The 19,708-nt window shown below is 65.6% G+C and carries 19 protein-coding genes; 16 read left to right on the plus strand and 3 right to left on the minus strand.

Going from position 1 to position 19,708, the window contains the following annotated elements:
* Window positions 1-247 precede the first annotated feature (247 nt).
* The 7 genes from JOE41_RS15695 to JOE41_RS15725 all read left to right on the plus strand — a co-directional run bounded on the left by JOE41_RS15695 (window position 248) and on the right by JOE41_RS15725 (window position 7,767).
* Window positions 248-2,323: a beta-galactosidase gene (locus JOE41_RS15695; RefSeq protein WP_209752876.1), complete on the plus strand. Its 2,076-nt coding sequence runs from the start codon at window positions 248-250 to the stop codon at window positions 2,321-2,323.
* Between the two features lie 12 nt (window positions 2,324-2,335).
* Window positions 2,336-3,316, plus strand: a complete 981-nt coding sequence (locus JOE41_RS15700) for a sugar ABC transporter permease (protein ID WP_209752877.1) — start codon at window positions 2,336-2,338, stop codon at window positions 3,314-3,316.
* Window positions 3,317-3,399: 83 nt separating this feature from the next.
* Window positions 3,400-4,269: a carbohydrate ABC transporter permease gene (locus JOE41_RS15705; protein ID WP_209748581.1), complete on the plus strand. Its 870-nt coding sequence runs from the start codon at window positions 3,400-3,402 to the stop codon at window positions 4,267-4,269.
* 6 nt (window positions 4,270-4,275) lie between these two features.
* A complete protein-coding gene (locus JOE41_RS15710) occupies window positions 4,276-5,922 on the plus strand; it encodes an extracellular solute-binding protein (protein WP_209752878.1) in 1,647 nt (548 codons plus the stop codon).
* Window positions 5,923-5,970: 48 nt separating this feature from the next.
* Window positions 5,971-6,714, plus strand: a complete 744-nt coding sequence (locus JOE41_RS15715) for a DUF624 domain-containing protein (protein ID WP_209752879.1) — start codon at window positions 5,971-5,973, stop codon at window positions 6,712-6,714.
* Between the two features lie 24 nt (window positions 6,715-6,738).
* Window positions 6,739-7,257: a DUF3592 domain-containing protein gene (locus JOE41_RS15720; RefSeq protein ID WP_209752880.1), complete on the plus strand. Its 519-nt coding sequence runs from the start codon at window positions 6,739-6,741 to the stop codon at window positions 7,255-7,257.
* A gap of 9 nt (window positions 7,258-7,266) precedes the next feature.
* Entirely contained in the window at window positions 7,267-7,767 is a 501-nt protein-coding gene (locus tag JOE41_RS15725) for a GNAT family N-acetyltransferase (RefSeq protein WP_307800708.1), read from the plus strand.
* 1 nt (window position 7,768) lies between these two features.
* Here JOE41_RS15725 and JOE41_RS15730 read toward each other — a convergent pair whose 3' ends face one another.
* The gene (locus JOE41_RS15730; protein ID WP_209752882.1) at window positions 7,769-8,002 is read right to left on the minus strand and encodes a helix-turn-helix transcriptional regulator; all 234 of its coding nucleotides are present in this window, start codon (window positions 8,000-8,002) and stop codon (window positions 7,769-7,771) included.
* Window positions 8,002-8,502 (minus strand): DUF2975 domain-containing protein, encoded by a 501-nt coding sequence (locus tag JOE41_RS15735; protein WP_209746972.1) that lies wholly within the window; start codon window positions 8,500-8,502, stop codon window positions 8,002-8,004. Before JOE41_RS15735 ends, JOE41_RS15730 begins: the two co-directional genes overlap by 1 nt.
* 133 nt (window positions 8,503-8,635) lie before the next feature.
* Here JOE41_RS15735 and JOE41_RS15740 point away from each other — a divergent pair, with 133 nt between their 5' ends.
* Window positions 8,636-9,655 carry a squalene cyclase gene (locus JOE41_RS15740; protein WP_209752883.1) on the plus strand — a complete coding sequence of 340 codons (1,020 nt, stop codon included), beginning with the start codon at window positions 8,636-8,638 and terminating at the stop codon, window positions 9,653-9,655.
* A gap of 28 nt (window positions 9,656-9,683) precedes the next feature.
* On the opposite strand, the gene JOE41_RS15745 is transcribed toward JOE41_RS15740, so the two are convergent.
* Window positions 9,684-12,038 carry a glycoside hydrolase family 3 N-terminal domain-containing protein gene (locus JOE41_RS15745; protein ID WP_209752884.1) on the minus strand — a complete coding sequence of 785 codons (2,355 nt, stop codon included), beginning with the start codon at window positions 12,036-12,038 and terminating at the stop codon, window positions 9,684-9,686.
* A 222-nt stretch (window positions 12,039-12,260) separates the two neighbouring features.
* Between JOE41_RS15745 and JOE41_RS15750 the strand changes: the two genes are divergently transcribed.
* The 8 genes from JOE41_RS15750 (at window position 12,261) to JOE41_RS15785 (ending at window position 19,698) form a co-directional block, all read left to right on the plus strand.
* Window positions 12,261-13,397 carry a Gfo/Idh/MocA family protein gene (locus JOE41_RS15750; protein WP_209752885.1) on the plus strand — a complete coding sequence of 379 codons (1,137 nt, stop codon included), beginning with the start codon at window positions 12,261-12,263 and terminating at the stop codon, window positions 13,395-13,397.
* Window positions 13,398-13,425: 28 nt separating this feature from the next.
* The gene (locus JOE41_RS15755) at window positions 13,426-14,391 is read left to right on the plus strand and encodes a PmoA family protein (RefSeq protein WP_209752886.1); all 966 of its coding nucleotides are present in this window, start codon (window positions 13,426-13,428) and stop codon (window positions 14,389-14,391) included.
* A gap of 3 nt (window positions 14,392-14,394) precedes the next feature.
* Complete coding sequence (locus JOE41_RS15760; RefSeq protein WP_209752887.1) at window positions 14,395-15,126, plus strand: cupin domain-containing protein; 732 nt, start codon at window positions 14,395-14,397, stop codon at window positions 15,124-15,126.
* Between the two features lie 36 nt (window positions 15,127-15,162).
* Window positions 15,163-16,188, plus strand: a complete 1,026-nt coding sequence (locus JOE41_RS15765) for a LacI family DNA-binding transcriptional regulator (protein ID WP_209752888.1) — start codon at window positions 15,163-15,165, stop codon at window positions 16,186-16,188.
* A 71-nt stretch (window positions 16,189-16,259) separates the two neighbouring features.
* A complete protein-coding gene (locus JOE41_RS15770; protein WP_011690791.1) occupies window positions 16,260-16,601 on the plus strand; it encodes a cupin domain-containing protein in 342 nt (113 codons plus the stop codon).
* A gap of 82 nt (window positions 16,602-16,683) precedes the next feature.
* On the plus strand, window positions 16,684-18,042 hold the full coding sequence (locus tag JOE41_RS15775) for an MFS transporter (protein WP_209752889.1): 1,359 nt from the start codon (window positions 16,684-16,686) through the stop codon (window positions 18,040-18,042).
* A 197-nt stretch (window positions 18,043-18,239) separates the two neighbouring features.
* Window positions 18,240-18,857 (plus strand): DUF1326 domain-containing protein, encoded by a 618-nt coding sequence (locus JOE41_RS15780; RefSeq protein WP_011690793.1) that lies wholly within the window; start codon window positions 18,240-18,242, stop codon window positions 18,855-18,857.
* 43 nt (window positions 18,858-18,900) lie between these two features.
* Window positions 18,901-19,698: a DUF2182 domain-containing protein gene (locus tag JOE41_RS15785; protein ID WP_245200734.1), complete on the plus strand. Its 798-nt coding sequence runs from the start codon at window positions 18,901-18,903 to the stop codon at window positions 19,696-19,698.
* The last annotated feature ends 10 nt before the right edge of the window (window positions 19,699-19,708 follow it).

The following is a 19,708-nucleotide window of genomic DNA, read 5'->3' on the forward strand; positions in this document are numbered from 1 at the left end:
TCCCGATAGTTTCCATAGATGATCAGAAACAACAACCCGCCATGGAAGCCAGTAGGTGCATCCCTGCCGCGGTATCTGCGCCTGATTGCTCGGGAATCCCCGTAATGGCGGCAATCCATGGAGTGCCAAACTCCGGTCTTCTTCTGACTGGTCATTGTGGTTGCGTAAACTTTACGATAGTTTCTACATGTGATGCAGGTCGCATGGTGGGGAATCGTGCGGCGGAAGCGCCAAGCAAAGGACAAAGATGACCATCAGCACAGACGCGCGCACGGCCGAGGAGCGGCTCCGGCGCATGCATGAACGCCTGGGCGGCATTGCCTACGGCGGGGACTACAACCCGGAGCAGTGGCCCCGCGAGGTGTGGCTTGAAGATGTCCGCCTCATGAAAGAAGCCGGCGTCAATCTCGTCACCCTGGCCGTCTTCTCCTGGAGCCGGCTGGAAACTGCGGACGGAGTCTATGATTTCGGGTGGCTGGATGACGTGATGGACCTCATGCACCAGCACGGCATCGGTGTGGACCTGGCCACCCCGGACGCGGTCCCGCCGGCGTGGCTGATCGCCCGGCACCCGGACATCCTGCCGGTGCTCACAGACGGCACCACGTTCGGGTTTGGTTCACGGCAGCACTTTGATGTCTCCCACCCCGTCTACCGCGAAAAGGCCCTGGCCATCGCGGAGCGGATGGGGGAGCACTACGCCAAGCACCCCGCCCTGATGATGTGGCATGTGGGCAACGAGTATGGCCCCGTCTCCTACGGCCCCTGGGCGGACAAGGCCTTCCGCGCATGGCTGCAGGCGAAGTATCCCTCGCTGGCGGAACTCAACCAGGCGTGGAGTACCGACGTCTGGGGCCAGGTCTATTCGGACTGGAATCAGGTGGGCGCACCGGCCCAGCCCCGGACCTGGTCCAATCCCACCCGGCGGCTGGACTACCACCGGTTCACGTCCCACAGCATGCTGGAGCACTACAAGGCCGAGCGGGACATCCTGCGCCGCCACACTCCGGACCTGCCCATCGTCACCAACTTCATGCGCTTCTACAAGACCAACGACTACTGGGCCTGGGCCGCCGAAGAGGATGCCGCAGCCCTGGACATCTACCCGGACCCCCGCGAATCCGACGCCCACGTGGCCGCCGCCCTGAACTTCGACCTCATGCGGTCGCTACGCGGAGGCCAGCCGTGGATGGTCATGGAGCAGGCCACCGGCGCTGTCAGCCAGTGGTCGGTGAATGTGTCCAAACTGCCCGGCAAGATGCGCCTGGGCTCCTACCAGGCCATCGCCCAGGGCGCGGATGCCATCCTGTTCTTCCAGTGGCGCCAGGCCCGGGGCGGCACGGAACGCTACCACTCCGGCATGGTGAACCACGCCGGCCCCAACACCCGGATTTTCCGCGAAGTCACCCAGCTGGGCAACGAACTCAAGGAGCTCGGCACCATCACAGGCACCCGCTCCACCGCAAAAGCGGCCATCGTTTTCGACTGGGACTGCTGGTGGGCCCTGGAGCTGGGCAACTCTCCCCGGTCGGACCTGAACTACGCCCAGGAGGTCCTCCGCTTCTACCGGCCGTTGTTTGACGCCAACATCACCGTGGACTTCGTGGACGGCAGGAGCGACCTCTCCACGTACAGCCTGGTGATCCTTCCAGCCACCTACCTGCTCACCGACGCCGCCGCGCGGCGGTTCGAGGATTACGTGTCCGACGGCGGCCGCCTCGTGGTCAGCTACCTTTCCGGCATCGTTGACGAGTCCAACACCATCCGACTGGGCGGTTATCCGGGCGCCCTCCGTAAAGTGCTCGGCGCCTGGAGCGAGGAAATGCACCCGCTCGCGGGGGAGGGTGAGGAAGTGAAACTCGAAACGGCCGACGGCGGCACCGCCTCCGCCAGTTACTGGACGGAGCACGTGCATACCGAGACGGCGGAGGTGCTGGCCACGTACGAGTCCGGCCGGCTCGCAGGATCGCCGGCTGTCACCCGCAACTCGTTCGGGAAGGGTACGGCGGTCTACCTGTCCGCGCGGGTGGACGACACGTTCCTGGAAGCCCTGCTTGCGACCGAGCGCGAGGCGTCGGGGGTCCATCCGGAACTGGCCGCCCCACCGGGAGTCCAGGTCCGCCGTCGTTCTGGCAAGGACAGCAGCTTCCTGCTGGTGCTGAACCACAACGACGCACCGGTCAATGTCGACGTCGGCCGCGGCGGAACCGACCGGCTCAGCGGCCGTCCGGTTGAAGGGTCCGTGGAGCTCGCCGCCAACGGAGTGCTGGTGCTTCAAGAATCCGGCGCAACAGCAGACGCCGCCGACGAAACCTCACGATAGGCAGGTAACGCCATGGCAATCAGATTGGAAGCTCCACCGGAAGCGATCCCGGCCGCGGGGCCCGGAAAGAGCGGCAAGCCCAGGACCAAACCGGGCGGCTGGAAGCTGGCGCTCAAGCGGGACTGGCGCCTTTATACCCTGTTAGCGCTCCCATTGCTGTACTTCGCAGTCTTCCGCTACCTGCCCATGGCCGGCAACGTGATCGCGTTCCGGCAGTTCCAGCCCGGCGGCAGCATCTTTGGCGAGAAATGGGTGGGGCTGAAGTACGTCACCCTGTTCATCAACGATCCCAGTTTCTGGCAGGCGTTCCAGAACACCATCATCCTGGGCGTGCTGACGCTGCTGTTCTGCTTCCCGATGCCCATCATCTTCGCGCTGATGCTGAACGAACTGCGCTCGCAGAAGTTTAAGAAGTTCGTCCAGACCGTGGCATACCTGCCGCATTTCATGTCGGTAGTGATCATCGCCGGCATGATCCTGCAGAACTTTTCCATGACGGGAACGGTGAACCAGATCGCCGGCACGCTGTTCGGCACCACGGTGAACTTCACCCAAGACGCCGGCTGGTTCCGGCCCATGTACATCAGCTCCGAGGTGTGGCAGACCATGGGCTGGGGCGCCATCCTCTATCTCGCCGCGCTGACCCGGGTGGATGAATCGCTCTACGAAGCGGCCAGGATCGACGGCGCCAACCGCTGGCAGCAGACCTGGCACGTGACACTGCCTGCCATCCGGCCCACCATCATTACGCTCCTGATCCTGAACATCGGCACCTTCATGGCTGTGGGCTTCGAGAAGATCCTGCTCATCTACAACCCGCTCAACTACGAAACATCGGATGTCATCTCCACCTACCTGTACCGGGTGGGCCTGGAATCAAGCAACTTCAGCTACGCGGCCGCCATCGGAATGTTCGAATCCGTCATCGGCCTCACGCTGATCCTCTCCGCGAACGCGATATCCAAGCGTCTGGCCGGAACGAGCCTGTGGTGAAAGGGATAAACATGGAGGGAAAACTCCTGAACCGGGCCGGTTTCACGGCAGCCAAAAAGGAAACCGGCGTCCTGCTCAAGGACATGAAGCAATCAACCGGCATGAAGGTCTTCCGGATCTTCAACCTGGTGTTCCTGCTGGCTGTGGTGTTCCTGACGATGTACCCGTTCCTGAACATCATTGCCCAGTCCTTCTCCAGCGAGGGCTTCATCAACTCCGGGCAGGTCAACCTGTTCCCCCGTGGCTTCAACGTGGAGACGTACAAGCTGATCCTGGCGGACTCCACGTTCTGGAACAACTACGGCAACACGGTCCTGTACACGGTGGTGGCAACGGCCATCTCCATGGTCCTGACCACCACGTTCGCTTACGCCATCGCCAAGAAGGACCTCAAGGGCCGCAGTTTCTTCATCGGCATTGCGGTGTTCACCATGTTCTTCAACGGCGGCCTGATTCCCAACTACGTGCTCATCAGCTCGCTGGGGATGCGGGATTCCATCTGGGCCGTGGTGCTGCCCAATGCCATCAGCGTCTTCAACCTGCTGATCATGAAGTCCTTCTTCGAGAACATGCCCCGCGAACTGGAGGAGGCCGCAGCGATCGACGGGCTCACCCAGTACGGCGTGCTGTTCAAGGTGGTCCTGCCACTCAGCAAGGCCATCGTGGCCACCATGGTCCTGTTCTACGCCGTGGCCAACTGGAACTCGTGGTTTCAGGCGTTCCTTTACCTGGACAAGCCCGAACTGTTCCCGGTCACCATCTACCTGCGCAACATGATCGCCGGCGTCACCACTGCAGGCTCCGCCGGCGGCACCGTGGAAAACGTGGGCCAGATCGCCGCCAACATCCAGTCGGTCACCATCGTCCTTACCGTCATCCCCATCCTGTGTGTCTACCCCTTTGTCCAGAAGTACTTCTTTTCGGGCGTCATGCTCGGTTCCGTCAAGGAATAACCCCTTATGAAAGGACATCCAATGATCCCTAAACGAGAGCTCCGTAGACGAGACTTCCTCGGCCTTGCGTCCGTTGTCACCATCGGCCTTATGCTCACCAGCTGTGATTCCGAGGCACCTGAAGTGGACACTTCCAAGTCCCGCACGGGCGCCATGGACAGCTTTGGCGTTGGGGACACGTTCAAGGCGACGGCGCCGCTGACGTTCAGCTTCCTCTTCAGCGACCAGCCCACGTACCCCTACAAAAAGGACTGGCTGTTCTTCACCAAGCTCGCCGAGGACACCAACGTCACCCTGGACGCCACCATCGTCCCCAGCAGCGACTACGAACAGAAGCGCAGCCTGCTCATCAGCTCGGGCAACGCCCCGGAGATCATCGCCAAGACCTATCCCGGCCAGGAATCCGCCTACGTGTCCTCCGGGGCCGTGCTGCCGGTCAGCGACTACGTGGACCTCATGCCGCACTACCAGGACAAGGTCAAGAAGTGGAAGCTGGAGCCGGAGATCGCGGGCCTCACCCAGGAGGACGGAAAGTACTATGTGCTGCCGGGCCTGCACGAAGAACTGTGGCCGGACTACACGCTGGCGTTCCGGACCGACATCCTGGAGAAGGAGGGCATTGCGGAACCCAAGACCTGGGACGAATTCCGTGAAGTCCTGCGGTCGCTCAAGAAGGCCTATCCCGACGTCGTGCCTTTCTCTGACCGCTTCAACGGAAACAGCGTGCTGAACATCGCCGGTACGGCGTTCGGCACGGTGGCCGGCTGGGGCCTGGTGGACGGACTCGTGTTTGACGAAAAGGACAAGAAGTTCAGTTTCGGTGCCGGTTCCCAGCAGTTCAAGGAACTGGTCACGTACTTCAACTCGCTCGTGTCCGAGGGGCTGATGGACCCGGAGAGCTTCACCCAGACGGACGACTCCGCCATCCAGAAGTTCACGTCGGGCAAGTCTTTTGTGATCAGCGCGAACTCGCAGAACATCATCACGTACCGGACGTCCATGGAGCAGTCCCTGGGCAAGGGCAAGTTCGCGGTCCGCAAGATCACCGTTCCGGGCGGTCCGGCGGGCGACGTGATCGGCGGCTCGCGCCTGGAGAACGGCATCATGCTCAACTCCTCCGTAGCCGAGAAGGACAACTTCGTGGCGCTGATCCAGTTCATTGACTGGCTTTTCTACAGCGACGCCGGCCAGGAATTCTCCAAGTGGGGCGTGGAGGGCACCACGTTCACCAAGGAGGGCGGCAAGCGGAAGCCGGCGCCGAACGTTAACTTCCAGGGCCTCAACCCGGCCGGGACCAAGGACCTCCGCGTGGACTACGGCTTCTCCGGGGGCAACTTTGCCTATGGTGGCACCACGGACCTGCTGCAATCCACGTTCAACGAGGAAGAGTTGTCATTCCAGAAGGCCATGAAGAGCAAAAAGCCCAGGGCTGTGGCCCCGCCGGTACCGTTCAGCGACGCGGACCGTGAGCAGGCCACCCTGGTGCTGACTCCGCTCAAGGACCACGTCAAGCAGAACACCCTGAAATTCATCACCGGCCAGCGCAACCTGAGCGAATTCGACGCCTACGTTAAGGAACTCGACGGAAAGGGGCGGTCCAAGTACGTTGAACTGGCGAACAAGGCGTACAAGGCCTACGCGGACAAGAAATAGCCAACGGCCGACGGCGGGTTGAGCGCGGGTTCTAGCGGAAGGGCACCAGTGGCACAGAAGAAGGCGGAGTACGGTTCAGGTCCGCTGTTCAAGGCGGCCACCACGGTTTACAGCGTGATGGTGGGCGATGTGCTGCTGGTGCTTGCCAATTTCCTGTTGGTGCTGGCGCCACTGCTCGTCGCCCTGTCCGCCGGCATGGCGGCCGCGTCCGTGCCCCGGTCCGGCCCGGGTTACGGCGCGCAACTCGGGCTCGTGTTCCTGGCGTTTGTGCCGGTGGGGCCATCCCTCGTCGCCGCGGCGTATGCCTTCAACCGGTTGCTGGCGGGGGAGGAGACCGGGGTGTTCCGCGACTTCGTGCGCGGCTACCGGAGCAACTTTCGGCAGGCGCTCGCGGTCTGGCTGCCGTACCTGGCGGTGCTGGCCGTCGTCGTCGTCAACCTCCTGCTCCTGCCCGGAACGCTCGACGCCGGGAATCCCACCCGAGCAGCCGCACGAGTGGGGCTGCTGGGGCTGGGGCTATTGGTGGCCACCGCCGGCGTGACGGCCATGCTGCTGCTGTCCCGGTTCACGTTCCGAGTGCGCGATCTTTACCGGCTGTCGCTCTACTGCCTGGGGGCACAGAAGCGGGTGTCCCTGGGCAACGCCGGCATCCTGTTCATCACAGCGTTCGTGCTGACGGTCACCACGGCGGGGCTGATGACGCTGATCGCGGGACCGGTGGTGTTCCTGATCTGCCTGAACTCGCGGCCGCTGCTGGCGTTCATCGAGCGGAAGTTCACGGCGGCGGGTTGACCTGCCGTCAGGCAGAATGGGGGCGTGACCTCACCGAACGGAACCGTGAACCGTAAGTCGAAACTGAAGCCCTGGAGGCTGGGGAACCTGGTGGTGACCGCGCTGGTTCTCTGCCTCGGACCGGTTCTGATGGTCGTCGGCACACTGCAGATCAACGCGGACGACGGGTTGGTGCGGACCGGGAAACAGGTCCCTGGAACGATCACGGAATTCCACGACAGATCGAAGGCTTCCGACCGCAGGATGAAAGTGGAGTTCCAGACACCCGACGGTGCGGCCCAGTACGAGTGGGTAGCGGTGGACTTTGAACAGCACCCCGTAGTGGGCGAGGAGGTCACGGTGGCCTACCGGGAAGCCGACCCGGGTCAGGCAACGGTGCTGGGGTTTGAAAGCGACGGCGTGTTCTTCAGGGGAGTCGGCACCGTCCTGACCTGTATTTTCGGCGGAATCGGAATCTTCCTCTTCATTTGTTACCTGCTGGGCGTCCGGAAGGACCGGAAGAAGCTCGCCGAACAGCAAGACGGAGGCGGCCACCGAAGTTAGGCTGAAATGATGGACTTTAACATCCGCCAGGCCGCTCCCGAGGATGCCGAAGCCGTAGTGCTTATGCATACGCTGGCACACGAAGAGTGCTACGCGCGCCAGTTGTCATCGGAGTTCTTCCGAACCCGCAGGGCCAGTATTCCCGAGCGCGTTGAACAGCGCCGACAATTCCTGGCGTCCCCTGACCCGAGGCTCATTGCCCTGGACGAGAGCAATGAAGTGGTTGGGCTGGCCGACGCGGGCCCCGGCCTCGATGCAGACGGGCCAGAACCGTTAGAGGTATATGCGATCTACATCCTCCGGCGCGCGTACGGCAGCGGCCTTGGTGCCGCCCTGCTGCAAGCCGCCGTCAGCGATTCACCGGCGTACCTCTGGGTGCTCGAGGACAATCCCCGGGCGCGGGCCTTCTACCTCAAACACGGCTTTCGGCCCGACGGTGCACGCAAACTGCTTCCACCCGAGTGGGAGGAGCTCCCCGTGATCCGGATGGTCCGGCCACGCAGAACGTAGGCTAATCAGCAGCGTCCGGCTCCCCGGTGTTCTCCGGCTCCCAGCGCAGCAGGTCGCCGGGCTGGCACTCCAGCACCTCGCATAACGCCTCAAGGGTGGTGAAGCGTACCGCTTTGGCCCGGCCGTTCTTGAGCACGGCCAAGTTTGCGGGCGTGATCCCCACCCGGTCCGCGAGCGCACCGACGGGCATCTTGCGCTTGGCAAGCATCACGTCGATGTCCACAATGATCGGCATCAGATCACCTCGTCGAGTTCGTCCTGCAGGTGCCTGGCTTCGGCGTCGCGGGCCACCGCCTGCGCCAGCAGCATGCGCAGTATGACGACCACCAAGGCGACCCCGGCGATCAGCAAGCCGGCACCGCCAATCAGGAGGACGACCCCGGGAGCGACGGATTCGCCCGGGGCAAAGACGACGCCGAGAGCGAATGTGAGCAGTGATGCCGCGGCGATGGCGCCGGCCACCACATCCACGTAACGGAAAGCGGCGTGCGAGAACACCGTGCCCCGCCGCACCATTGTGAGCAGTCGCCAGACGCAGAGCATGGAGACCTGGACGGTCAGGATGCCCAGGAGAACTATCACGATGACCGGAACGCTGACGCTGGCGATATCCGGGCCCATGTCCTCGTTGAGGTCCCGGGCCAGCAGCGGCACCATCACCGCCTGCACGAACACGGAACCGGTAATTCCCATCGCGAGGACAATCCGCAGCGCGAGGACGGTCAGCTTTCCCATCAAGTCTCCTAGGGTGTCGAATAACAGCTAAAGAGTATCGATAATCGATAGCTTGAGCAAGGCGTGCACGGCTAATGCCGCTGCCGCCGGAAAAGCGGGCCGCCGGAGCAGTGACCGTGGTAGCCTGCCGACGATGGCTGTGGACCCTGCCCTGCTCGACTGGCTGCTTGACTCCGACCCGGCGCTGCGCTGGCAGGTGGAGCGCGACGTTGCGGGCGCCCCGCGTGAAGTGTGGGGCGCCACCCGGGCGCGGCTTGCGACGGAAGGATTCGCGGCGCGGCTGCTTGCGCTGCAGGATCCCGACGGGCAGTGGGCGGGTGGAGCGTTCTTCCCTGGCGACTTCGACTTTTATGGTCCCGAGGCTGCCCCTGATGCCGGGCAGCCGTGGACCGCAACGACGTGGACGCTCAATGCTCTCCGCGACTGGGGCCTCGATGCGGCCGTCCTTGCAGATACGGCCGGGCTCCTCGCCGCGAACAGCCGCTGGGAGTACGGCAACCTGCCCTACTGGGGCGGCGAGGTGGACTGTTGCATCAACGCCTACACACTTGCCAACGGGGCGTGGCTCGGCGCGGACGTCACCGGAATTGCCCGGTGGTTCCTGGACCACCGTATGGCCGACGGCGGCTGGAACTGCGAGTGGGTGGATGGCTCCACCCGTTCGTCATTCCATTCCACGCTCAACTCCCTTAAGGGGCTGCTCTACTACGAAGCCGCCACCGGCGGAAGCGACGGGCTGCGCGCCGCACGCCGGGCCGGGGAGGAGTACCTGTTGCAGCGCCGGCTGCTCCGCACCCTTTCCACTGGAGAGCTTGTGGGGCCGTGGGTGACGCATTTCGCGTACCCCTTCCGCTCGTTCTACAGCGCGCTCAACGCGGCGGACTACTTCCGGGCGGCCACCCTGTGCGATGCCGCCCTGCCCGACGGTGCCCGGCCGGATCCGCGGCTGGCGGATGCGATCGGGGTGATCAGAGCCGCCCGCCGCCCTGACGGCACCTGGCTGCAGGAACGCCGCCACGCTGGCCGGGTGTGGTTCGAAGTCGACGTGGCCCCTGGCGAGCCGTCCAAATGGCTGACCTTCTTCGGCACCCGCGTGCTCGCGTGGTGGGACGGTGAGGACGGGACCGCAACTGTCCGTCCGCGCAACCCCTGAGACGCGCCGAGCCCGAAGGCCGGAATGGCTAGTGCAGGGGCGTGACCTCTGCCGGCGTGAGCATCTCGCGGCCGAAGCCCACCACCCGGCGCTCGCCGTGCAGAATCAGTTCGTGGGTGTGGACGTCGTGCGTGCTCGACGTCGAGACGTGCAGTTTCACGAGGCCCGGAGCCACGATGCGCTCCAGATTCAGCCCGGTGAAGGACGTGCGGTCCGCATGGACGGTGAACGCCACTGTTGCGGAGGCGCCGGCGGCCAGCTCCACCCTGGCGTAGCCGATCAGTTCGCGCACCGGCCGGACCACTTCGCCCACCGGGTCCGACAGGTACAGTTGCACCACTTCGGCGCCGTCAACGGAGCCGGTGTTGGTAACCGTGCAGCTTACGGTGACGGCGCCCGACGTCGACACCGTGGGCGCGCTGGCCAGGTGTCCCGAGATCTCAAAGGACGTGAAGGACAGTCCGTGGCCGAAGCCGAAAAGCGGTGACGGGTCCAGCGCGCTGACGCCGCTGGGGCCGGCCAGGGTGCTGTGCAGGTAGGTGCCCGGCTGGCCGCCGGAGGTGCGCGGAACGGATACCGGCAGTTTGCCGGACGGATTGACGACGCCGGTCAGCACATCCCACAGCGCCTCGGCACCCTCCTCACCGGGGAAGAAGCCCTGGACCATGGCGTCGGTGCGGTCCGCGAAGTCGCCCAGTGCGTAGGGCCTGCCGCTGAGCACAACAACCACGGTCCGGGTACCGGCACCCGCGGCCGTTGCGAGGACACGCTCCAGCATGGCGTGCTGGTTACCGGGCAGACGGAGGTCTGCGGCGTCGTTGCCTTCCCCGGATGTGCCGCGCCCGAACAGCCCGGCGTTGTCACCCACCACAATCACGCAGGTGTCCACGGATTCGGCGATGCGGCATGCCTCGGCGATCTGCTCCTCACTGGCACTTTCGCAGGTGCCGGTGGCCGAACTGCGGACCGCACCGCATCGCGCACCAGCCGCTTCGGCCACCGTGGGCACCGAAATGCCCATCGGCACGTCCGGGTGCGAGGCGCCCACATGCGCGTCGAAGGAGTAGCAGCCCAGCATCGCGAACGGGTCCAGGGCCAGCGGGCCCACCACCCCCACCGAACCCAGGGCGGACGGTGGTAGCGGCAGTGCCGGGCCGCCGTCGTACTCCCTGTTGCTCAGCAGCACCAGCGACTGTTGTGCCAGCTGCCGTGCCAGCGAGCGGTTTTCTGCCGGATCCAGGTCAATGGCGCCGCCGCCCAGGACCGGCGGAGCGGGGTCGAAGTCCGGGGACAGCAGTCCGGCTTCCAGCTTCTGGGTGAGTACGCGGCGCAGCGCAGTATCGATGACGGCCTCGTTCAGCGCGCCGTCGCGGACCCGCTGGAGCAGCGGCTCGCCGTAGCAGTTCACGGTGGGGAGTTCGACGTCGACCCCTGCCTGGAGTGCCAGCACGGCGGCATCGCCGGAATCGGCGGCCACGCCGTGGGTGACGTTCAGGAAGGCGACCCCGAAGTAGTCGGCCACCACTGTTCCGGCGAAACCCCATTCCTCGCGGAGCAGCGTGGTGAGCAGCGCCCGGTTGGCGGCCGCCGGTACGCCGTCGATGTCCGTGTAGGCATGCATTACGGACCGCGCGCCGCCGTGCTTGATGGCCATCTCGAACGGCGGCAGCATCACGTCGGCAAGCTCCCGCGGGCCCATGGAGACTGGCGCGTGGTTGCGCCCGGCACGGGAGGCGGAGTAGCCCACAAAGTGTTTCAGCGTGGCCACGATGCCCTCGGACTCCAGGCCCTGGACGTAGGCGGACGCCACGGTTCCCACCAGGTAGGGGTCTTCGCCGATGGTTTCCTCCACCCGTCCCCAGCGGAGGTCTCGCACCACGTCCAGCACAGGGGCCAGGCCCTGGTGTACTCCCAGGGACCGCATGTCGGCGCCGATCCGGGCCGCCATGTCGCGGACCAGGCCGGGGTTGAAGGTGGCGCCCCAGGCGAGCGGCACCGGGAAGGCAGTGGCTTTCCACGCGGCGAGTCCGGCCAGGCATTCCTCGTGCACCTGGGCCGGAATGCCGAAGCGGGAGGCGGCCATGATCTGTTCCTGCGCGGCGGCCAGGCGGCGCGCGCCCTCCGCCGGCTCCAGCGGCGTGGTGCCGTACATGCGGGTGATCTGGCCGAGGCCGTGGGAGATCACGTCATCCCAGGAGCGGGCGTCGCCCGCCATCTGGCTCTGCAGCGGGGCCACCGAGTCGCCGTCGGTGGACGCGTTCACCCACACGCCCGCCAGTTGGGCGGCTTTTTCCTCGAGGGTCATCTCGCGGATGAGGCGTTCGACGGTGTCCGGCCCTGCGGCGCGGGGGAGGGCTTGCTTTTCGGCGGCACCGCTGGTCACGGGCTTCTCCTACGGTTGGAAGTCATTTCTTAGAAACTATCAGAAAGTTATATTTACTTTCTAGGCCAAGATTCATTGACTTTGCAGCGGATAACTTCCTACGGTTGAAGGGCTGGGCTGAGCATGCCCTGAATCTGTATCAGAAAGTTCTGATGCAGTCATGAAACTTTCGGAAAGTCCTGAAGGTAGCCGATGAATTACTGCAAAGGCGGAGAATTTCAAATGCGGACGTACAAAGTGGCCATCGTGGGAACGGGCGGGATCGCCGCGGTGCACGCGGACAACCTGGCACGGACCGGCAACAGGGCGGAACTCGTGGCGGCCTGCGATGTGGACCCGGCGCGGCTGGATGCCTTCGGCGAGCAGCACGGGATTGCCGGCCGCTACCAGAGCCTTACCGAACTGCTGGCCGTGGCCAAACCGGACATCGTGCACTTGTGCACGCCGCCCATGATGCACATCGACCAGGCCATCGAGTGCCTGGAAGCGGGAGTGCACGTGCTCTCCGAGAAACCGCCGGCGCTGTCGCTGGCCGACTTCGACCGGCTGGAGACTGCGCAGGCGCAGGGCGGCGCGCAGTTCTCCTGCGTGTTCCAGCACCGTTTCGGCGACGCGTCCGCTGCCGCGCGGACCCTGATCGGGGCCAGCGGCTTCGGCCGCCCGCTCGTGGCCCGCTGCGACACCCTCTGGTACCGCCCGGACAGCTACTGGGACGTGCCGTGGCGGGGGACCTGGAACGCCGAGGGCGGCGGCCCCACCATGGGCCACGGCATCCATCAGTTCGACCTCCTGCTCCACCTGCTGGGACCGTGGGCGGAGGTCACTGCCCTTGCCTCCCGGCAGGCCCGCGCCACCTCCACTGAGGACCTGTCCGCGGCGCTGGTCCGCTTCGAGAACGGTGCCGTGGCCACCGTCATAAACTCGCTGCTGTCCCCGCGGGAGACCTCGGACATCCGGATCGACTGCGAGTTCGCCACCGTGGAGCTGAGCCACCTTTATGGGTACGGCACCAACAACTGGACCGTCACCGCTGCGCCCGGCCATGAGGACGCGGTCCGGGATGCGTGGGAGGGCCAGCCGCTGGAACGCGGCAGCGGGCACTCCGCCCAGTTCCTGGCCATGTATGACGCGCTCGACGCCGGTCTGCCGCTCCCGGCCGGCGCGGACTCCGCGCGGCAGACGTTGGAGTTCGCTGCCGCGATCTACGCCTCCGCCTTCACCGGAAAACCCGTGCGGCGCGGCGAGATTGTGCCCGGCCACAGCTTCTACACCGGAATGGACGGCGAAGGCCTGGGCGGCCGTGTCCTGGATTCCACGGCGCTTGCCGGCACCGCCCCGCTCGCCGGCGTCCGCGCCTGAACACAACCCCCTACTTTTGGAGATTCCCATGACCAGCACCGCAGTAACCATCAAGGCAGCCGACGCCACCCAACTGAGCTATTCCGACGACGGCGCCGTCCTGACCTTCACTGCCGGCGACCGGCAGATCGCCAAGTACACCTACAAGCCCACAGACGACCAGTACGAGAGCCCGCGGCCGTTCTTCCACCCGCTCGCCACCCTCGAAGGCGACGAGGTGACCATCTCGCGGCCATGGGACCACGTCTGGCACAAGGGGCTCTCCTGGGCGCTGCCCAACGTGGGGGACCACAACTTCTGGGGCGGTGCCACCTACACCCGGGCCACGGGCTACGCCAACCTGGACAACAACGGGGCCATGGCCCACGAGGCCTTCACCGCAATCGACGACTCCGGTGCCGGGATCACCGCCGCGGAAATCCTGCACTGGTCGGGCCAGGACGGTCAGCCGGTGATCGCCGAGGAACGCCGCTTCAACATCCGGCTGCTGGATGTTCCCGAGCTACCGGCCGGCGCTTGGGTGCTGCTGTTCGAGACCCGCATGAGCAACATTTCCGGTGCGGAAATCGGCATCGGAAGCCCCACCACTGAAGGCCGGGACAACGCCGGTTACGGAGGACTGTTCTGGCGCGGGCCGCGGTCTTTCACCGGCGGCGAGTTCCGCTCGGAGCACGGCGCCGGCACGGACGAGTTCATGGGCACGCGCTCACCGTGGATTGCCTTCACGGGCCGGCATGACGGAAGCTGCCGCTTCTCCACCATCGCGTTTGTGGAAGACGCCGCCAACCCCGGGGGACCCAACCAGTGGTTTGCCCGTTCCTCGATGTTTGCCTGCCTGGGGTCGGCGCCGTTCTTCAGCGAAGTGGTGCCGCTGCGCGAAGGCCAGCCCCTCACGTACCGCTATGCCGTGGTGATTGCTGATGGCGGAGTGGATGAGGGTTCCGCCGCGGCCCTGGCCGGCGCCGCCCGGGCTGCGCTGGAGAGCTGGGTTTGAGCGGTGATCACATCCTTTCCGGGCGCCACAGGCCTGTCCGAGGTCAGTATCTACGACTGGCCCGGCGCGGACGGTGCCGCCGGCGGTACGCCGCACATGCACACTGCCTCCACCGAGGCCTATGTGGTGCAACAGGGAACGGGCAGGCTGGAGACCCTGGACTCGCGCGGTTTCACGTCCACGCCCTTGGCTCCGGGGGCGGTGCTGTGGTTCACGCCCGGCACGGTCCACCGGGCGATCAATGATTCGGGCGACCTGGTGGTCCTCGTGGTCATGCAGAATGCGGGGCTGCCGGAGAACGGCGACGCAGTGATGACGTTCCCGCCCGGACACCTTGCGGACGCCGCGGCGTACCGTCGCGTGGCGGCGCTCGAACTCACGGATGCCGACGCCGGCGTGGCGGCGGGCGAGGACGCCGCCCGCCGTCGTCGTGATCTGGCGCTGGAAGGCTATTTTGCGCTCAAGGAGGCCGTTCTGGAAACAGGACCCGGCGCGCTGGCCGGGTTCCATGCAGCAGCCGCACGGCTCGTCAGTTCGAAGACCGGGAGGTGGGCGGAGTTCCTGGCCGACGGCGCGGCGCGGCAGGCGGAGACCACCAGGGAACAGTTGCGTTCTCTGGACATGGCCGAAAGTTTCTATCTTCAGGAAGCGCGGACTACCATGGGAAAACGGAAAACCCGCAGGATGTACGGCATGTGCGGCCGCATCCAGACGTGGGAACTTTCCGATAACTAGCGGTCCGGGCCGGTCCCGGCTGGAAGGTGGGATTCCATGGTGGGCAAACAGGACACCGGGCGCGCGACGATCAGCGAAATTGCCAGGGAGGCCGGGGTCTCCGTCCCCACTGTTTCCAAGGTGCTGAACGGCCATGCCCATGTGGCGGCGGAAACCCGTGCCCGGGTGGAAGAGATCATTGCCCGGCGTGACTACGCACGCCGCCCGGCAAAGCGGAGGCAAAAGGCCGGCCTGATCGACCTGGTTTTCCCCGGGCTGGGCTCGGAGTGGGCGCTGGAGATCATCGAGGGCGTGGAGCGCGTGGCGCAGGACGCCGGGTACGGCACTGTGGTGAGCAGCCTCAGCATGGACGGATCACGGATCCGGCCGTGGCTGGCGAACCTGGCCGAGCGGAAATCAGACGGTCTGCTGATGGCCGTGTACCAGCTGGATGCCAAGCAGATCCAGCGGATCAAGTCGCTGGGGATCCCCGTGGTGCTCATCGACCCCGTCGGCCAGCCCGGACCGGATTTGATGACCGTGGGGGCTGCCAACTGGGATGGCGGGCACTCGGCCACGGAGCACCTGCTGCAACTGGGGCACCGGCGGATCGGCATGATCGGCGGACGTGAAGACCTGCAGTGCAGCAGCGCCCGCGAGGACGGCTACTGCTCGGCGCTGCGCCGGGCGGGCATTACGGTGGACCACGAACTGATGGTCCCGGGAGATTTCTCGATCGAAGCCGGCGAGGCCGGAACCCGGAAGCTGCTGGAGCTGGCCGACCCGCCGACGGCGATCTTCACCGGCAATGACGCCCAGGCGCTGGGTGCCTACCGGGCCGCGCGCTCTGCCGGGCTGCGTATTCCCGAGGACTTGTCCATCATCGGCTTCGATGACATCCCGGCAGCCGAGTGGGTCGAGCCGGGCCTGACCACGATCCGCCAGCCCGTGGTCCAGATGGCCGAGACCGCCATGCGTGCCCTGCTCCGGCACCTTGACGGGGATGAGGAACTGCCGCAGCGGATCGAGCTGGGGACGGAACTGGTGGTCAGGGGATCCACGGCGCCACCCCGGAAGGGGTAGGCAACCGGCTGACCCGGATGCAGGACCACCGGCCTATATCGCCCGGGAGTCCTGATGGGTACCGTGGCCTCATGCAGAAGATTTCGATCGAAGCCCTTGCCCGGCAGCAGCTCGCCGCGGCGCTTGCAGCGAACAACGGGCGTGCTGCCGACACCGTTTACGGCGGGCACGAGAAGGTGCTCCGCCAGACCGTCATGGCGCTCAAAGCCGGCACCCAGTTGAGCGAGCACCAGAACCCCGGCGACGCCACAGTCTTTGTGCTCCAGGGCAGCCTCCGGTTGCGGGCCGGCGACAACTCGTGGGACGGCAGGCCGGGTGACCTGTTGATCGTCCCGGACGGCCTCCACAGCCTGGAAGCGGAAGAGGACTCGACGTTCCTGTTTACCGTTGCGAAGGGCGCGAAGCAGGGCTGACGTCGTCGCAGCCTCCTCCGGGCCCCACTGGCGGCCGTAACCAAGTTCGGACTCCCGTGCCGATGTAGGCGAGACTGTTTCCGTGAGCAACAAACCCCGGACAGCCCTCGCCGTTGCCGGCCTCAGCCTCGGCACATCGCTGAACCCGCTGAATTCGTCCATGATCGCCGTCGCCCTTGTGGTGCTTCGCGCTGATTTCGGGCTCGACGTCGCCACCGTCACCTGGGTGATCACCGCCTTTTACCTCACCTCCGCCGCGGGCCAGCCGCTGATGGGCCGGCTGGCTGACCGCTTCGGGCCGCGGCGCCTTTTCAGCTTCGGGATGGTCCTCGTCGCGGTAACGTGCGCGCTGGCTCCGTTCGCTCCGAACTTCGCCCTGCTCTGCGTCGCCCGGGCACTCATGGCCCTCGGCACGGCCACCGCGTACCCGAGTGCCGTCGTGATCGTCGGGGCGCTGGACCGCGCCACGAAGGTGAAGTCCACCCGGCCGCTGGGCCGGATCCAGATGGCCAACACCTCCGCGGCGGCGGTGGGGCCGGTGGTGGGCGGCCTGCTAGTGAGCCTGGTCGGCTGGCAGGCGCTGTTCCTGATCAACGTCCCCTTGTCCCTCGCGGCGCTCCTCATCGTCCGGAAATTTGCCCCGGTGGACGAGGAACGCGAACGCGGCAGCGCCTCGGAGTTGCTGCGCGATTCGGACATTCCCGGCATCATCGGCTTCGTCGGATCGCTGACGCTGGTCATGATGGCGCTGCTGAACGTCCTGCCGGGCGCGCGCTGGTGGCTGCTGGCCGGCGGCACGGTGCTGGCCGCCTTCTTCGTCTGGCGTGAATTGAAATTCAGCCCGCCGTTCCTGGACCTGCGGCTGCTCGGACGGAACCGGCCGCTGCTGCTGGTCTACCTGGGCTTTGCAGTGTTTAACGGCATCTATTATTTCGCGTTCTTCGGCCTGCCCCAGCTGCTGCAGGAAGCGGCCGGCTACGATCCCGGCGTCGTGGGCCTACTGATGCTGCCGCTGGCAGCGATGTCCGTGATCGCGACGCCGTTCGCGGTCCGCGCGATCGATCGCTTCCGTGTGCGGCGGGTACTGATTGCCGGGGTGCTGTTCCTGGTGGCCGCCGCGGCGGCCATGTGGCTGCTGACCGCTTCCTTCGCTATCCCGCTGGTGCTGGCGCTCACCGCGCTGATGGGCATTCCGTGGAGCGTGGTGAGCATCGCGTCCAGCCAGGGCATGTACATTTCCACCCAGCCGCACGAGCGCGGGGTGGCCGCCGGCATCTTCCAGACCTGCCGGTACCTGGGCGCCATCACGGCCACAGTTATGATCGGCATCTTCTACGGCAGCGGCGTGAACCAGGCCAACTGGGGCCTAATGGTGCTCACCATGCTGGTGCTCGGCGCGGTGGCTTTGGGCGTGACGCTGCTGTGGCGCGAGCGGAAGTGAGCCGAGGGGCGAAGCCCAAAAAGGCCGCGTGGGGCACCATCCGCACCCTGATTTCGTTGTTTTCATGGCTTATTGACACCCGGATTCCGCCGGAATAACCTCTGCCTTATCGGGGCATTCCGCTCCGTTTCCTAAGTATTTTCGGCGCCGAATCCGGGCCGCTTCTGCTGGGCGACGGCGCCAGCGAGGAGGGTCCCATGTCATGGGAAATTTCCGGAACATACGTTGGTAGCTGCACTTGCCAGTTAATTTGTCCTTGCCCAGTGGACGGCCTGCCCACCGGTCCCGACGGCGAGTGCCGTGGCCTGAACGTCTTCCACATCGCGAGCGGGAAGATGGACGACACGGACCTCTCCGGTGTCGACTTCGCTTTCGCAAACTGGTTCCCGTCCCATCTGACCGCAGGCGGCTGGAAGGTGGGGGCCGTCGTCGACGACGCCGCTTCGGACGCACAGGTGCGCGCCCTCGGGAGCATCCTCCGGGGCGAGGCCGGCGGGCCGTTCGGTGACCTGGCGGCGCTTTATGGCGAATGGCTGGGCCTGGAACGCGCGGGGGTCAAGTTTTCCGGCGGCGATACCCCGGCCGGCTCCGTGGCGGACCGCGTGGTCATTACATTCGAGCCTTTGCCCGGACCCGACGGCGGCGTGACCACTGTGAAAAATGCAATGTACGGTTTCGCGCCCGAATTCCAGATAGGAAAGGGGACGGGACACCCGGATCTCTTTGGCCTGGCCTTCGACGGCGTGTACGGCGAGACGTCCGATTTCAGCTTCGCCAGTGAAATGGCGGAGGGTGCCCCCAAGGGCCGCGGCTGAGGCCGGCCCGATGTATCACCGGAAGATGGCCAGGAGCCGGGGCATGCAGGGAGCCGGACACCCCCGCTCCCGGGCCGCCGCGGCTCCGCGGATCGACCCGCGGGAAGCCGGCCTCGTCGCAGTCCTCCTGCTCCTCGCTGCGGCGAGTTGGATTGTCACCTCAACCCAGCTGAACGGCATGGATATGGGCCGCTGGACGGATCCTGGTCCGCTGGGGTTTTTCGTCGCCACGTGGGTGGTCATGCTGGCGGCCATGATGTTCCCGTCCGTCGCACCCATGGTGGTGGCCTATGACCGGATCCTGCGGCACCGCCGCACCACGGGACGGTACGCGCCCGCCGGAGCCACCGCCGTGTTTGTGGCAGGTTACCTGATTTCGTGGACGGCCTTTGGGCTGGTGGCCTACTCGCTGTACATGTCGGTCGCGTCGCTGGCTCCGGGGCTCTTCGGTTCGGACCAGGGCGGACGCTACCTCGCAGTCGGCGTGATCCTGCTGGCTTCTGTCTATCAGCTGACGCCCGCCAAGAACGTCAGTCTGATGAAGTGCCGGACGCCCATGGACTTCGTCCTGCACCGCATGCGGCCCGGGTACCGGGGAGCGCTGGTCATGGGAATGGAGCACGGCGCCTGGTGCGTGGCCTGCTGCTGGGCGCTGATGGTGGCGCTGTTCGCGCTCGGGGTGATGAGCGTCGGCTGGATGGCGCTGATCGGGGCCTTCATCGCCGGAGAGAAGATGCTGCCTTGGAAGCGGCTCGCCAACCGTTCCGTTGCGGTGGCACTGGCCTTGATTGGGGTGGCGGTGGCATTTTCGCCGGCAGTGATGGGCGGGATGGCGATGTAAGTGGCCGTAC

Origin of the sequence: Arthrobacter sp. PvP103 (genome assembly GCF_017833075.1) — a bacterium.
Lineage (GTDB): Bacteria > Actinomycetota > Actinomycetes > Actinomycetales > Micrococcaceae > Arthrobacter.

Excerpts from the sequence above, each read along its gene's own strand:
- JOE41_RS15785 (WP_245200734.1), top strand. The coding sequence starts at position 18,901 with ATGCAGGGAGCCGGACACCCCCGCTCCCGGGCCGCCGCGGCTCCGCGG.
- JOE41_RS15770 (WP_011690791.1), top strand. The coding sequence starts at position 16,260 with ATGCAGAAGATTTCGATCGAAGCCCTTGCCCGGCAGCAGCTCGCCGCG.
- JOE41_RS15750 (WP_209752885.1), top strand. The coding sequence starts at position 12,261 with ATGCGGACGTACAAAGTGGCCATCGTGGGAACGGGCGGGATCGCCGCG.
- JOE41_RS15755 (WP_209752886.1), top strand. The coding sequence starts at position 13,426 with ATGACCAGCACCGCAGTAACCATCAAGGCAGCCGACGCCACCCAACTG.
- JOE41_RS15705 (WP_209748581.1), top strand. The coding sequence starts at position 3,400 with ATGAAGCAATCAACCGGCATGAAGGTCTTCCGGATCTTCAACCTGGTG.
- JOE41_RS15710 (WP_209752878.1), top strand. The coding sequence starts at position 4,276 with ATGAAAGGACATCCAATGATCCCTAAACGAGAGCTCCGTAGACGAGAC.
- JOE41_RS15695 (WP_209752876.1), top strand. The coding sequence starts at position 248 with ATGACCATCAGCACAGACGCGCGCACGGCCGAGGAGCGGCTCCGGCGC.
- JOE41_RS15730 (WP_209752882.1), bottom strand. The coding sequence starts at position 8,002 with ATGCCGATCATTGTGGACATCGACGTGATGCTTGCCAAGCGCAAGATG.
- JOE41_RS15700 (WP_209752877.1), top strand. The coding sequence starts at position 2,336 with ATGGCAATCAGATTGGAAGCTCCACCGGAAGCGATCCCGGCCGCGGGG.
- JOE41_RS15740 (WP_209752883.1), top strand. The coding sequence starts at position 8,636 with ATGGCTGTGGACCCTGCCCTGCTCGACTGGCTGCTTGACTCCGACCCG.
- JOE41_RS15735 (WP_209746972.1), bottom strand. The coding sequence starts at position 8,502 with ATGGGAAAGCTGACCGTCCTCGCGCTGCGGATTGTCCTCGCGATGGGA.
- JOE41_RS15725 (WP_307800708.1), top strand. The coding sequence starts at position 7,267 with ATGGACTTTAACATCCGCCAGGCCGCTCCCGAGGATGCCGAAGCCGTA.
- JOE41_RS15780 (WP_011690793.1), top strand. The coding sequence starts at position 18,240 with ATGTCATGGGAAATTTCCGGAACATACGTTGGTAGCTGCACTTGCCAG.
- JOE41_RS15765 (WP_209752888.1), top strand. The coding sequence starts at position 15,163 with ATGGTGGGCAAACAGGACACCGGGCGCGCGACGATCAGCGAAATTGCC.